This is a genomic window from Hoeflea sp. Naph1 (assembly GCF_046837775.1).
Classification (GTDB): Bacteria; Pseudomonadota; Alphaproteobacteria; order Rhizobiales; family Rhizobiaceae; genus Hoeflea.
Genome location: NZ_CP177287.1, coordinates 21052 through 34588, shown reverse-complemented (window position 1 = coordinate 34588; position 13537 = coordinate 21052). Strand labels below are relative to the sequence as shown.

16 protein-coding genes are annotated in these 13537 nt (G+C 58.5%); 6 read left to right on the top strand and 10 right to left on the bottom strand.

What is annotated here, in order from left to right:
* The first annotated feature begins 10 nt into the window (after window positions 1-10).
* Together ACK6D9_RS22475 and ACK6D9_RS22470 are read left to right on the top strand one after the other, a co-directional pair.
* On the top strand, window positions 11-1381 hold the full coding sequence (locus ACK6D9_RS22475; RefSeq protein WP_412051960.1) for a hypothetical protein: 1371 nt from the start codon (window positions 11-13) through the stop codon (window positions 1379-1381).
* A gap of 149 nt (window positions 1382-1530) precedes the next feature.
* Window positions 1531-2436 carry a hypothetical protein gene (locus ACK6D9_RS22470; protein WP_412051959.1) on the top strand — a complete coding sequence of 302 codons (906 nt, stop codon included), beginning with the start codon at window positions 1531-1533 and terminating at the stop codon, window positions 2434-2436.
* A 20-nt stretch (window positions 2437-2456) separates the two neighbouring features.
* On the opposite strand, the gene scpB is transcribed toward ACK6D9_RS22470, so the two are convergent.
* The 3 genes from scpB to ACK6D9_RS22455 form a co-directional block, all read right to left on the bottom strand.
* A complete protein-coding gene (scpB, locus tag ACK6D9_RS22465) occupies window positions 2457-3143 on the bottom strand; it encodes an SMC-Scp complex subunit ScpB (protein ID WP_412051958.1) in 687 nt (228 codons plus the stop codon).
* Window positions 3144-3145: 2 nt separating this feature from the next.
* Window positions 3146-4099, bottom strand: coding sequence for a DUF1403 family protein (locus tag ACK6D9_RS22460; protein WP_412051957.1), 954 nt, complete (start codon window positions 4097-4099; stop codon window positions 3146-3148).
* 332 nt (window positions 4100-4431) lie between these two features.
* Window positions 4432-4692, bottom strand: a complete 261-nt coding sequence (locus ACK6D9_RS22455) for a hypothetical protein (RefSeq protein ID WP_412051984.1) — start codon at window positions 4690-4692, stop codon at window positions 4432-4434.
* Between ACK6D9_RS22455 and ACK6D9_RS22450 the strand changes: the two genes are divergently transcribed.
* Window positions 4646-5698: a site-specific integrase gene (locus ACK6D9_RS22450; RefSeq protein WP_412051982.1), complete on the top strand. Its 1053-nt coding sequence runs from the start codon at window positions 4646-4648 to the stop codon at window positions 5696-5698. The two genes, ACK6D9_RS22455 and ACK6D9_RS22450, sit on opposite strands and share 47 nt — an antisense overlap.
* 24 nt (window positions 5699-5722) lie before the next feature.
* On the opposite strand, the gene ACK6D9_RS22445 is transcribed toward ACK6D9_RS22450, so the two are convergent.
* The 7 genes from ACK6D9_RS22445 to repA all read right to left on the bottom strand — a co-directional run bounded on the left by ACK6D9_RS22445 (window position 5723) and on the right by repA (window position 11392).
* The gene (locus ACK6D9_RS22445; RefSeq protein WP_412051956.1) at window positions 5723-6049 is read right to left on the bottom strand and encodes a helix-turn-helix domain-containing protein; all 327 of its coding nucleotides are present in this window, start codon (window positions 6047-6049) and stop codon (window positions 5723-5725) included.
* A complete protein-coding gene (locus ACK6D9_RS22440; protein WP_267656455.1) occupies window positions 6042-6407 on the bottom strand; it encodes a type II toxin-antitoxin system RelE/ParE family toxin in 366 nt (121 codons plus the stop codon). Before ACK6D9_RS22440 ends, ACK6D9_RS22445 begins: the two co-directional genes overlap by 8 nt.
* Window positions 6408-6636: 229 nt before the next feature.
* The gene (locus tag ACK6D9_RS22435; RefSeq protein ID WP_412051955.1) at window positions 6637-7041 is read right to left on the bottom strand and encodes a type II toxin-antitoxin system VapC family toxin; all 405 of its coding nucleotides are present in this window, start codon (window positions 7039-7041) and stop codon (window positions 6637-6639) included.
* Window positions 7038-7271, bottom strand: coding sequence for an AbrB/MazE/SpoVT family DNA-binding domain-containing protein (locus ACK6D9_RS22430; protein WP_267656459.1), 234 nt, complete (start codon window positions 7269-7271; stop codon window positions 7038-7040). Before ACK6D9_RS22430 ends, ACK6D9_RS22435 begins: the two co-directional genes overlap by 4 nt.
* 245 nt (window positions 7272-7516) lie before the next feature.
* A complete protein-coding gene (gene repC / locus ACK6D9_RS22425) occupies window positions 7517-8833 on the bottom strand; it encodes a plasmid replication protein RepC (RefSeq protein WP_412051954.1) in 1317 nt (438 codons plus the stop codon).
* 191 nt (window positions 8834-9024) lie between these two features.
* The gene (gene repB / locus ACK6D9_RS22420) at window positions 9025-10029 is read right to left on the bottom strand and encodes a plasmid partitioning protein RepB (protein WP_412051953.1); all 1005 of its coding nucleotides are present in this window, start codon (window positions 10027-10029) and stop codon (window positions 9025-9027) included.
* A gap of 151 nt (window positions 10030-10180) precedes the next feature.
* Window positions 10181-11392, bottom strand: a complete 1212-nt coding sequence (gene repA, locus ACK6D9_RS22415) for a plasmid partitioning protein RepA (protein ID WP_412051981.1) — start codon at window positions 11390-11392, stop codon at window positions 10181-10183.
* A gap of 518 nt (window positions 11393-11910) precedes the next feature.
* Between repA and trbB the strand changes: the two genes are divergently transcribed.
* The 3 genes from trbB to ACK6D9_RS22400 are packed head-to-tail and all read left to right on the top strand — an operon-like array spanning window position 11911 to window position 13537.
* Window positions 11911-12882 carry a P-type conjugative transfer ATPase TrbB gene (trbB, locus tag ACK6D9_RS22410; RefSeq protein ID WP_412051952.1) on the top strand — a complete coding sequence of 324 codons (972 nt, stop codon included), beginning with the start codon at window positions 11911-11913 and terminating at the stop codon, window positions 12880-12882.
* Window positions 12872-13246: a TrbC/VirB2 family protein gene (locus ACK6D9_RS22405; RefSeq protein ID WP_412051951.1), complete on the top strand. Its 375-nt coding sequence runs from the start codon at window positions 12872-12874 to the stop codon at window positions 13244-13246. Before trbB ends, ACK6D9_RS22405 begins: the two co-directional genes overlap by 11 nt.
* Window positions 13247-13273: 27 nt before the next feature.
* On the top strand, window positions 13274-13537 hold the full coding sequence (locus ACK6D9_RS22400) for a conjugal transfer protein TrbD (RefSeq protein ID WP_412051980.1): 264 nt from the start codon (window positions 13274-13276) through the stop codon (window positions 13535-13537).

Here is a 13537-nt window from a genome sequence, read left to right as displayed (position 1 = left end):
GGGACGCATCATGACCACACAGATTTCGGCAGACTCCCTTCACCGGCTGGTTAAACATGCGATCGACAGTGGCACAGCCGCCAGCGTCGAGGAAGCGAACGCCCTGTTTCAAGGTTACAGGCTGGCCGTTGAGATCGATCATGCCACAGCCTCCGACCCGGTACAGCAGGCCGCGTTGCTGACGACCGTCGCTCTTGGTCTGCGGGTATTCCTGGGCGGGGTTTCGGTTGGCGGACCGCTGGACACGCCGTTGTCGCTGGCAATGCCCTTCGGGCGGACGTTGGCCGATGCTGTGAAGGCACTGGGCGGCACATCTGGCGCCATCGCAGACGGCACACCGACGATCGTAATCGGTGGAGCTGCTCGTGAGCGGCGTAAAGGATTTTGCATCCGGACGGCGACGGCTGGCTGGCGTGGCGGCATCTTGCCGATCCACTCCGAGCTTCGTCCGACCGGCGGCACCTCTATGCCGTTAGCCGGAATGCTTGCCGCGAGCTTGGCAGTGAACGAAGCATTTCTGTACGCCAGTGGCGGTTCGTCCGCGGTCGGACGGCGCCCGGTTGGGCTTTCGCTATGGCGCCCCGGTTCGGACGTGGACTGGCTACAATCGGATGGAAGCGAACCGGCATTGACCTACCTGCCGTCTCGTCTGTGGTTGATCGGCCTCGGCCATCTGGGCCAGGCCTATCTGTGGGGTCTTGGCCTCCTGCCCTATAAGGACCCCTCAGAGGTAAAACTTGTCCTTCAGGATGTCGACGTGATTACCGAGTCGACGACAAGCACTTCCATCCTTACCGACGCCACCATGGTCGGCCAGAAGAAGACGCGGGTGATGGCGACATGGGCGGAGCAACGGGGCTTCACAACCTCTCTGCAGGAACGTTTGTTCGCGGCAGATTTCAAGCGTCAGCCGGATGAACCGGCGTTGGCGCTTTGTGGGCTCGATAACGGCCTCGGCCGGAGAGCCCTGGATCAGGTTGGATTCGATTTGATTGTTGAAGCCGGGCTCGGCCGTGGCTATCGGGATTTCCGCACTATGCGGCTCCACGTGTTGCCTGGCCGCCGCCCCGCCGCGGAGATCTGGAAGCAAAACGGCAAGACCGAAAAGGTCGAGGACCGGCCCGCCTATGCCAAGCTTATGGCGGACGGTGTGCTCGACCGCTGTGGAACGACGCTGCTTGCGGGAAAAGCCATCGGTGCGCCCTTTGTAGGCTGTATCGCTGCCACGTTGGCATTGTCAGAGGTGCTACGGCTCCTCCATGGCGGACCGATGCATCAATTGATCGATGTTGATCTTCTCAGCCTTGATCACCGCGTTGTTCTACAGCATCAGAGCGACTTTTCGAAATGCAATCCGGGTTTTGCCATGGTTGCATCCTGATCCCGCGTTCAATCCAAAAATCCAAATCAACCGCGCGAGACGCATGCTGCCACCCACCGTCAATCTTGCGATCTCTCGCTCGGTTCTGGCATTTTTGCAGCCTCGTTGATAGGTTGTATCTACGGTGCTTTGCAATGAGGGATTCTACGGTGAACGCACGACAGCCGGGCAAGGACAAGCTTGAACATGAGGGAGCAGCACTAGGCCGAATTCACGCGCTGGCGAATAATCGAAAGGCGCTCGGCTACTGGCTGGGATTTCTGAAGGGAATCTTGGCGAGCAACGACGTCGAAACTGCCGAATTCGAACCGCTAAGTGTGGAGGCAGAGAATTTCCTTAGATTGCTCCATGATCCTGATGCGTACGAACTCATCGAAGACCTCCGCATTTGGAAGAATGAGCCCAGGGAAGTGTACGAGATCATTCAGAGCATCGTGGATGTACGTTCTCGCGACTTTGTCGTTGAGAGTGAAAAGGACGAAATCAACGAGCTTTACGGATTCTGTGCCGGGATCGCCTGTGACAATCACATAACGCCCGAGGAGGCCGAACGGTTACTGTCGAGGATAGACGAGTATCCGCGCATTCAAGCGGATCGGCGGGTGCGTGATGTGAGGAATGCCGTGAAGCGCTCCATAGCGGACGGGCGGATTACGCCAGACGAATCTGACGACATTTGCACATGGATCACTCATCTGGTCGGCGATAGTGCCACTGACACCGGGATCGCTACATTCGGCAATGTAGGCGTCATCGAGGGTGCCCTAAATGATCACAACGACGTCGTCTTCGATCAACGGATGTTCGTTCTAACAGGAAAATTCACGCTCGGCCCACGTAAGGCAATCCAAGGAATGATTTCCGACCGCGGCGGTGAGTTCAAAGGTAACGTTTGCCGGAACACGCACTATCTGTGCGTCGCAGCAGAAGCCTCCCGCGATTGGAAACATAGCCACGAAGGCTTGAAGATCATCCGGGCGATTGAATTGCGGGCGGAGGGCCGTGGCCCTCAGGTGGTGCATGAGGGCACGTTGGCTCAGGCGTTTGCGCGGTAGCCAACGCGCTTGGCTCGCCCCTACTCTTCGTTACTGTCCTGCTCGGCCGGCAAAACTGCTACCAAATCAGCCTTCCGGCTGAGCAGCCCGGCGTCCTCGAGCGCCTCGATGTCGGGGAGGTCGCGCAGCGTTTCCATGCCGAAGGCGGAGAGGAAGTGCTTCGTCGTCACATAGGTATAGGGCGCCCCCGGCCTGGGGCTGCGGGGGCCAGAGGCGAGGAAGTTGGCGTTGCGCAGCGCGCCGATCGTGTCGCGGCTGACCTCTTTGCCAAAGATCTTGCTGAGCTCCCCGCGTGTCACCGGCTGGAAATATCCAACCGCCATCAGCACCATCGCCTCGAACTCCGACAGCGCCGCGGCGGCCGAGCGCGTCGGCGCGGTGGATGCCCGAATGGTGTCGGCGAAACGGGTACGGGTTCGATGCTGCCAGCCGCCGGCGACGGACACGAGATCATAGGGCCGGTCGCGCAGTTCGTCTTGGAGGTCGTCGATCAGCAGGTCGATGCTGCAGTCTTTTCCGACCACCCGCGCCAGCATATCGCGGGTCACCGGTTCGGCCGAGGCAAAGATCACCGCCTCGACCCGCAGCATCCATTCGCGCCAGCGCAGCTCCGGCGGCAAGTCCTCGAGTTCCCGATCGAACAACACCTCGTGTTGCGGATCATTGTTCTGCCGACGCGGCGGCCTGGTTGCGCTCTTCCCCGCCATCGTCACAACCCGTAAATCCGGAATGACGACCGGCCGGAGAGCTCGCGCACGGCGCCGAAACTCTCCAATCGGTCGAAAAGCCGGGTCGCGGCCCAGCGGGAGAGGTTGGCGCCGGGCGCCGACGCCGGCACGGCGTCTTCCTCGAGCAGTGTTGCGATGACCGCGCCGGCACCCTTGGTCCGCACCTTCGGCGCCACGGTCACAAGGGTGTCCGCCCTCCGGGCGATCTCACTCGCCGAGCGCAGGGCGCTGCCCGTCGCCTCGACCAGCGCAAGGCAGACGGCGCGCGGGAAACCGGGCTCGCCCGGGCGGACGCGTCCCGGGCCCCCAAGCGTCCGGAAGGCCGGCCTGTAGCGCTCGCCCATCAGCAGCGGCACGGGACGCTCCCATTTCAGCATCGCGGCGATCAGCATGTCGGCCAGCGCCCAGACAAGCGGCCCGGCGTCGGGGCGCGCGGCAACAATTGCCGACACCAGATCCGCCGCCGCAAACGGCGCTGGCCGACCGGACTGGAACGCGGCATCGGCGTAGTCGAGCGCGGCGGCCAATCCATCGTCCCACGACAGCCCGAGCAGTTCGGCCAATTCGGCGACGGTTTTCGATGAAAACCCCGGTTTGCGAGTCGCGAGCCTTTTGTAGGTCAGAAACACCCTTCCGGCCGGGCCGGGATCGTCACCAGCCGCGGTCAGCAGCACGGCGTCGCGCAGTGCCTTTTCGTCCTCGTTGCGGCCCATCAGCCGCACCGCCGCCGCGGCGCATTTCAGGGCCTGACGGGAGCGCCAGCAGCCGCTCCAGACCGGTTCGGCCCGGACGAGATCATCCAGCGATTTCAGAGCGATGCCGGCGGCGAAGGCGGCGTCCGCTTCCGTGGGCTCGCGGCCGCGCGGCAAGGCCCAGGCCGGTAAATTCGCCAGCGGCAGTTTGGTCCGAGCAGGGGCGACGGCGAGCGAATCCATGACTGCGAGGCTACACCAGGCGTGCAGTTTAAGCTATTTATTTCGATCATAACCGCACTGCCTGTCTTCGTCCTATAATGACTGATAACATTGCATTATCGTTCATAATGCTCTTTATAGAGGGAATGGCCCATGTCGCTCGTTTTTCACCGGCGGACAGCCCCTTTTGAGCGTCAGATCGACGAGAATTCGCGTTCATTGAGCGGACCGGGTTCGAACTCAATCAGCGGACCGTGTAGCAGGGCAAACGATGAGAAGAGTTGGAAATAGCGGAGTTACCGGCTTGGCTACGGGCGCGGTCTCGGAAATGGGGAGTTTCCACTCCTGCAAACTTAGTCCGCTCGTTGAATGCAAATAATCCGTTGGATCAACAGGAATCCGGAAATGAACTCCGAACGCTCTTCTAAAGAAATCAATACGTTGGTGTCCACCGATGAAACACGAACGACAGCCCAAATCATCGAGCAAAACATCGAAAACGACGCCCAGGAGCATTCAGCGCCGCCTGACAGCACGGCGGTTTCCGGTGATGTTTCTGCGACCGAGATGCCGGCCGGTCTCCCCTCCCCTATTCCGGAGACAGGTGGTGGCATGCCGGCGCATCTCCGGGACCTGACTGACCGCGCCCGGACCTATGTCGAGGCGGCGTCTTCCGCCAACACACGAAGGGCCTATGCCAGCGACTGGAAGCATTTTACGGCCTGGTGTCGCCGCCAGAACCTCTCTCCCTTCCCCCCGGATCCGGAAGTTGTCGGACTATACATCACAGCTTGTGCCTCAGGCTCGTCATCTGGCAGTTCCAGAGGCACACAGCACGGCAAGCCCAACAGCGTTTCGACCATCGAACGGCGCCTGGCTGCCATCGGCTGGAACTGTACCCAGCGCGGCATGGCGCTCGATCGGAAGGATCGCGCTATTGCAACTGTCATGGCCGGTATTCGCAACACCCACGCAGCTCCACCCAGGCAGAAAGAAGCGTTGCTGCCGGAAGATCTGACAGCGATGCTTGAGACGCTTGATCGTGGCTCACTGCGTGGCTTGCGCGACCGGGCGATGCTGTTGATCGGGTTTGCCGGCGGTTTGCGACGATCAGAGATCACAGGCCTTGACCTTGCTCGGGATCAAACGGAGGACGGGCGCGGCTGGATAGAGATCCTCGACAAAGGCCTGTTGGTAACGCTGCGCGGAAAGACCGGTTGGCGCGAGGTGGAGATCGGCCGCGGCTCCTCCGACGCTACCTGCCCGGTCTCTGCCACAGAGACCTGGATCAAATTTGCGAAACTCGCCAAAGGCCCCCTCTTCCGCCGTGTGAACGGGAAGGGCAAGGATGTTGGGCCGGAGCGCCTCAACGACCAGGAGGTTGCGCGCCTGGTCAAACGCGCCGCCCTTGCTGCCGGCGTCCGCGGTGACCTGTCAGAAAGCCAACGCGAGCACCTGTTTGCCGGGCACTCGCTCCGTGCCGGCCTCGCCTCCTCGGCCGAGGTCGATGAGCGATATGTACAAAAACACCTTGGTCACGCCTCCGCGGAAATGACCCGCAAGTATCAGCGCCGCCGCGACCGGTTCCGCGTCAATCTGACCAAGGCGGCAGGGCTATAGCCCCTTCCCCTGCCGGTGGCTCGCTCAGACCTTGGAACTGTGCCGAGAGCGCTCCGCTATACCAGAAATATCGACTTTCTTGCCTGCGATATCCGCGACGATCTTCAACGTGCCGCCGAGGGATTCGACATAATCGCGAAGCGTCGATAGTTTCATGTCGGCGCGCTTCTCCAGTCTTGAGACATTGGTTTGCTTGAAACCAGTCCCGGCGGACACGTCTTCCTGCGTCCGTCCAGCGAGTGCCCGCAATTCCCGCAGATTATGCGCCGCAACAAGCTCGTCGGCACGCTTTGCAACAGCGCGCCGTTCATCCTCAGGAAGCGTCTGCATCAGCTTATCGAGATCATCCATGTTTCTTCTCCAACTCGCTCAAATGCTCGTCATACCGTTTGTCCGCCAGATCGATCAGCCGCTTGTAGAAGAGTTTCTGGCTGACGCCACTCTTCGCACCACCGCAGAGAACCACAGCCTTTCGTTCCGGATCGAAGGCAAAGGCGAACCGCCATTGCACCTTCAACACCTTGACGCGCAGTTCCTTCATGTTCGCGTGTTTGGAGCCTTCGAGTGTGTCGACTTCAGGTCGTCCCAATCGAAAGCCCTTCTCGCGAAGCAGCACCAGATGCGCGAGCAATTCGACCCGAACATCGGCTGGAAGGTCTGTAATCTCGCCTTTGAAGCGGTCATGAAACTCGACCTTCCACTCCGTCATTTCATATCCTGTATGATATAGATGCTTCGGGATATATAGTCGACCACTCCACTCGAGGCAATGGGGGAATTCCTCCAGATATACGGACAAACGATCGGTTATCCGTTACCAGCGCCGCCGCGGCCCGTTCCATGTCAATCTCACCAGGGCCATCGGGCTGTTGAGGGGAAAAGTCCCCTCCTCGGTCCCACTTGAACCGGGAATCCAGCCAGTCTGACGGGGTGTTCGCTTAGGCGTCCGGCGAAATCAGCTTTAGCGAGGGAAAATATGTGCGGTACCGGCCAACGTCGCGGGTGAGCAGCGGAAGTTCGTTGACAGCCGCATGGGCGCCGATGAAGAAGTCGGGCAGGACTCCGGTCCGGGATCCACCCGACCTGCGATATTGCGTGAACACTTTACCGGCCAGGAAGAGTGCCGCTCGTGGCATCGGAGCGATAACGAGGCCTGCCTCATCGATAAACTCCTCGAGAGGCTCGACGCGGTCGTATCGAACCGCTAGCTCGGCATAGACAACATCGTTGATGAACAACGGTCCATTGAGGCTTGCTACCTCAAGCTGGGCAATCGACCAGTCGGCCCAGTTCGGATCGTCGGTGACTAGGTCGAGCAGAACGTTGGTATCTATGAGTGTCACGCTTCGCCACGCGTCAGCGCCATGATCGCGTCAGTGTCTAGGCCCTTGCCGGCATGGCCGCGCAACTTTGCGAAACGGGTCGCCGGCTGATCTTTATCAGTGCGCGCAAGCACCACGCTGCCATCGGCGGCGCGGCGGAAATCAACCTTGCTGCCTGGAACTATCCCCAGCAGATCACGGACAGCTTTCGGTATGGTCACTTGTCCCTTTGCCGTAACGGTAGTGGTCATGTTCGCTCCACGGTAATACCAATCTCTCACTAGGTATTACCTAACCGGCCAGAATTCAATCCCTGGATATTCAAACTCACAAAACTATCCGTTAGACGACAGCAAACATTCGGTTATCTGTATCATCTGAAGTCGGAAACAGCCTCCCAATGATCTTTTCGGCGCTCCAAATGACCGCAGACACGCATATTCGCACTTTCCGTCGACCACAGGGCCGGCTTGTCGGCTAGCCAAAGCGCTCACCATCACGATCTGGGCTTGTTCAGGGATTTCAGAAGCGCTTCCGAGACCTCATACCGTCCTTCCCCGCCCTTGTTGCCATTTGGCGGCTCCCTATCGGTCGTGGCTGCCGCCTTGTCTGCATCCAGCTTGGTCCGCAGTAGTGCCATCACCATCGGCCAGGTCGAGAAATGCCCCTCTCTCGCCTTGTCGGTGAGGCTGCGCAAATATCCGCCAGCGCTGTTGATCTGATCGGACCGCTGCAGGATCGCCGCCAGCGTGATCGCCGCCTGAACCTCGCCCATGGCGTCGCAAGCTTCTCGCCACGCACTCGGACTGACCCCCAGCATCGGCCGGGCCACCTCCACGGCCGCCAAAAAATCGCTCCAGTGGCGTATTCGACCACCCTGAGCCAAGTCCATCAGGTTCGGGCAAGCGTCAAGCACGATCCCCAAGGGCAGCTCCCGCTTCGGTAAGCTCCGCAGGTTGTCGTTTTCCTGGGTGTTGCCGCCCGCTTCTCTTTCTTTTCCAGAGCTTTTTTCAGATTCAAATATGGAGTCTGGATTTGAATTCTGTATGTGGCATCCATACTGGGACTCATTGGCGTCCATATTCTGTGTTTTCGTGAATAGTTCCAGCATGTCATGCACCTCGGTCCACAACTCCTGGAGCTCGTCACAAAGGCTTTCGACGACCTGGCGCGGTGCCGTGCGCGGAAGGCGCCCGATAATCTCCTGGTAGATCTGGCTAATACGACCCCAGTTACCTGGAACGCCCTCCTCGAGGCCGGCGTCGATCATCTTCACAACATCCCGACGAAGCAGAGACAGGCGTTCCTTGGAGACCTTGAAGGCTTTCTTCTCGGCCTGAACCGCCTCCGCGAGTTGCTCGAACTCCTCGGCGCGGGCCACGATCGGTGAGAGGTCGAAGCCATAGGCCTGTTCGACCTCTCCTCCACGGCCCTTGCGCGCGAAGCGCTTTCCATTCGGACTGTCTCTACGAATGATCAGTCCGCAATCGACCAGGACGGCCAGATGCCGGCGCAGCGTCGTGGGCGGCATGCCATTGGCGCGCGCCATGAGTTGCTCATTCGACGGCCAAACGATCAGCGTACCGTCGCCCGAAAGCTCGCTGTCCCGATGGAATGATAGGAGCGCGTTGAGAATGGCCAGGGACCGGTCTGTGGCGCCCAGAAGGTCACGAGCTTCACGGATCGAGCGGAAGACCTTCCACTTCTCGACCGTTGTTCCCTCGGGTATGGATTTCGCGGTGACTTGACTTGCCATTTGGCCAAGCGTCATCGGCCGCCGCCCAAAGGGCGTCGTGGAGATATGCGTATGCATTTTCTTTCACCTATTGCTAGGCAATAGAAAACTGCTCGCCGAAAAGGCGCTCATAATCCAAAAGAGCCTTGACTGTGATTCCGGGAAGTGCGATTCTCTTGTTGCTAAACTTAAGAAGGGGCTTCCGGAAACTATTTCGGGGGCCTTTTTCTTTGCCGATTGTTATCATGACCGCGTGATGCGGCCGATGGTTAATCGCTATCCTCCTCTCTGTTCGATACAAATACCCGGTAGAGATCATCCAGACGCGCTGACACAAACTGCGCGAACTCAGGGACGACCTTGTTCTCGAAGATCATGGCGGTTTTTCCTTCACGGGCTTCGATTCGAACCGCACGTTTTCCTGCCGGTGTCTTCCAGAGGTCTGTACGGCTGGCCTTAGCCCTTACTGATTTTGTCTCCATTGACTTCAAAACAGCCTGAAACCTGACATCACTGCCGGAGTTAACGAGCCTTTCGTCGTCAAGAATGCCGTCTACATTGATTTCATCCCCGGCATTTTCTAATCCTTCGGCAAGTCTCAGCCAACGCGCGCGGCCGGCTTTCGGAGCAGGACCAATTCGCTTCACAAGACGTTCAGGAACTCGCCGTGCGACAGCTATGTATCTGCTAACATCTGCTTTGTCTGAGCATAGCGCGGAGATGATAGTCATACGGTCGCACCCGGACTCTTCCAAGTTCTTCGCAAAGAACGCTTTCTCGATAAAGGACAGGTCTTCTCGATCGAGATTTTCTCGTCCTTGCGCGATATAAAGCTCATGGTCAGTGAGATTTCGTACAATCGCCCGAACCGATTGGCCGAGAATCTGCGCAGCTCTCAGACGACGACGGCCGTAAGCGATTTGGAAGCGACCTCGAGTTGCTGGGCTCGGCCGCACCAGGATCGGAACTTGCTGGCCATTGTCGGCGATGGACCTCACCAGTTCATCGAATGCTGGGTCGATCTCGATTGGAATGCGGTCTGCAATTGGCGATGGCTCCACCGCGTCCGGCTCTACCTCCACCACAACGTCGCCTTTTTCCAGCTTCTCCTGCAGGCGCGATGCGAGATTAGCGCTATCTGTCATTTGTTTGAGAGAGGTACCCATTGCAGAAATCGCACCGGTACGAACACGATCTGTATGCCTGTCGCTCTCACTGACTGATGAGACTGGCTTCTTCATATATAGGGAATTGATTGCATCTTTCCGGCTCATGATTGGACCACCCGTTCAGTTCCGACAGTATCGGAGGAGGGGAGCTGTTGGGAGCTCCCAACAAGGGCTTCCTCGGGTACCGTCTCGTCGACGCTACAGAAGTTGTTGGGAGCTCCCAACAACATATTCTCTGCACCTCGATAAGCCATATTCACGGCCTCCCCCAAGCCAGCTTCATCAGTCCTTCGATTTCGCCGTTGACGGCAGCGAGGGATTCCATCGCACGATCGTAAGTTGTTCTGGTGAGGTTTCCGGGGCCAATTTCATAAAGCGTTTGTTTTGAGAGGCCGGCATCAGATACAGCGGCGGACTTAACCATTGGATTCGTCAGAACATGGTCATCAAATAGATTCCGCAAAAGCGTGACTACCTTCGTTTGCGGGGCATCCTGCGGCTCATAGCGCGTGAGCAGATACCGGACAAAATCAAATTTGAGCGTGCCACCGGCATCACGCACGACTCCCAGCAAATCCCGCGTCATTAGCAAGAACTGACTCATTGATGACACATCAAGCATCTGCGGATGAACAGTGACGATCATCGACGTCGCAGCACACAGACCGCTAAGGGTTAAAAAGCCCAGTTGGGGGGGGCAGTCTATAACGACAACATCGTAATCGTCAGCAACACCATCCAGTGCGCTTGCGATCCGCGCAAAGAAGATCCCGCCATCGTCGGACGAACTGCCAACAGCTAACGCCTTAGGTGTCGTGTGCTCGAACTCCATAAGCTCAAGATTGCCCGGTACCAAATCAAGGCCGTCAAAATAGGTCTTACGCACAACATCTCGGAGCGGGCGCCTGTCTTCATCGTATCGGATTGCTGCATAAAGTGTTTCATTGTGTCCAACATGCATTTCCGGGAGAACACCAAACAGTGCTGACAGACTGGCTTGTGGGTCAAGATCGACAGCGAGCACACGATACCCCTGAAGTGCTAGATATTGTGCAAGGTGCGCAGATGTCGTCGTTTTTCCCGAACCACCCTTGAAATTTGTGACCGCAAGCACTTGAAGGTGTTCGCCGTCCCGTCTGTGCGGCACAAATTCGATTGCTTCACGCCCACGAGCATTTTGCGCAAAAAGTTGCCGAATTCCGTTGATATTAGCCAGAGAATAGAGCCGCCGCCCGTTACTGGTTGTCTCCGGCTGCGGGCCTTCGCCCGCCAAGGTCATTTTGCGCAAAGTAGAGTCAGAAACCCCGATCAATCGTGCGGCCTCTCCGGAAGTGAACCGTCGCAGCGCTTTGCTTGCAGTCGGTGGGAACAGCGCCTCGCTGATGCTTTGTAACTGAGAGCTCAAAAGATCAGCGTGCTCGCCAATGACGTCGTCGACATTGGGGAGTTCTAATCTATCAACCTGCATCGGCGCGCTCACGCTAATCTTTTCAATCACGGTATTTCCACAAAATGGAGGAATTTCCGTGATGATACTCCGTAAGCGTGGCTGAGCAAGAATATTTTGGTTAACAAACTCTTATCACGCGCCGCACCACTCGCACAAAACCTTCTGAAGAAAACGCTATTTTCCTAACAGTCTCAATATTTTATAGGATCATCATACCCGAAACATGACGTAATTTTATCCCGGCAGTTATGCCGAGGCACACACAGCAAATATCGGCTTCCGTCGCAGTGTCGATCGCGAGTCGATCGAAAAAAGGCAAATCTGGTCCCGACTCAGTGATGTGAGTCGGGTCCATGCTCGTACCAGACCGCTTGCACACACGACTTGATAGACCATCCCGGCAGTTCTGCCGGGGTGACCCGTTTCTCTTATTCGATCACAACCGCAACTCACCCACAAGTAGCAACGGTGAATGCGATGCAAACAAGATTTGACCACGACGAGCGGCGCCTAAAATCGTCAATTGGAGAGGATCTATGAGCACGAGTTCCTCCCATTCCCGGCTCGTCCGCAAACTGCGTGAGGCGCTCGGAGATGTGATCTGCGCGGCACTCGAGGACGACGATGTCGTTGAAATCATGCTCAACCCGGACGGACGGCTGTTTGTCGAGCGGCTGGGCGAGGGGATGGCAAGGATTGGCGAGCTACAGGTGGGCGCGGCCGAGATCATCATTGGCAGCGTTGCTCACGCCCTGCAGACCGAGGCAGACGATGAGCGGCCCATCATTTCAGGTGAACTGCCGATCGGCGGGCATCGGTTCGAGGGTCTGCTTCCCCCGGTGGTGAGCGGGGCCAGCTTTACGATCCGCCGCCGCGCATCCCGTCTGATCCCGCTTGCGGACTATGTGAGCGGCGGCGTGATGACCAGGCTTCAGGCAAGCCTCATTCGACGCGCCATTCAGGAACGGCTGAATATAGTCGTCTCCGGTGGAACGGGATCGGGCAAGACGACATTGGCCAACGCGGTCATCGCGGAAATCGTACAGTCTGCTCCATCGCATCGGTTGCTCATTCTGGAAGACACGGCCGAAATTCAATGCGCGGCAGAGAACGCAGTTTGCCTGCACACAACCGACAGTACCGACATGGCGCGGCTTCTAAAAAGCACGATGCGTTTGCGTCCCGATCGCATCATAGTCGGTGAAGTCCGGGACGGCGCCGCGTTGACCCTTCTCAAGGCATGGAACACGGGCCACCCGGGCGGGATCACCACCCTACACGCCAACACCGCGCATTCCGCGCTGCGGCGTTTGGAACAACTGACCGCCGAGGTGAGCCAGCAGCCGATGCGGGAAGTGATAGGCGAAGCGGTTGATCTCGTCGTCTCCATTGAACGAACGGCGACCGGTCGGCGTGTGCGTAACGTGATGCGCGTTACCGGTTTCGACGGCGCGACTTACGAAACAGACCACAATTCCCAGATCGACGAGGACAGCCATGCCGCATAACTTCCGCCGAAACGTCTCTATGGGAGCGATCGTTGCCTTGCTTTGCGTGGGCGTCGCGTCTCCAGCTCTCGCCAGTTCTGGCGGCGGCCTCCCATGGGAAGGACCGCTCCAGCAGATCCAGGAATCAATTACCGGCCCGGTTGCAGGCTTCATCGCACTCGCCGCCGTCGCGGTCGCCGGCGGCATGCTGATCTTCGGCGGCGAACTCAACGACTTCGCGCGGCGGCTGATGTATGTCGTCCTTGTCGCCGGTATTCTGCTTGGCGCGACCCAGATCGTCGGACTGTTCGGCGCATCGGGCGCCTCGATCGGCCTCCCAGATCAGGTGACCCCGGGCGGGCGAGGGGAGGGGACTGATGGCTGAAGCCGGCGCACCCCTTCCCGCTCGCCCATCCATCGCGCTTTGTCGCGGCCGAACCATCTGATGGGCGCCGACCGCGAACTCGTGCTTTTGACCGGGCTCGCCACGGTCATTCTCATCTTCGTGGTGCTGACCTGGTTTTCGGTGTTGCTCGGCATCGCGATCTGGATCGCCGTTGTCGGGATCCTCCGGATTATGGCCAAGGCCGATCCGATGATGCGGCAGGTCTATCTGCGCCACATCGGCTATCGGCCGGCCTACCGGCCGACATCTTCGCCATGGCGGAGGTACTAA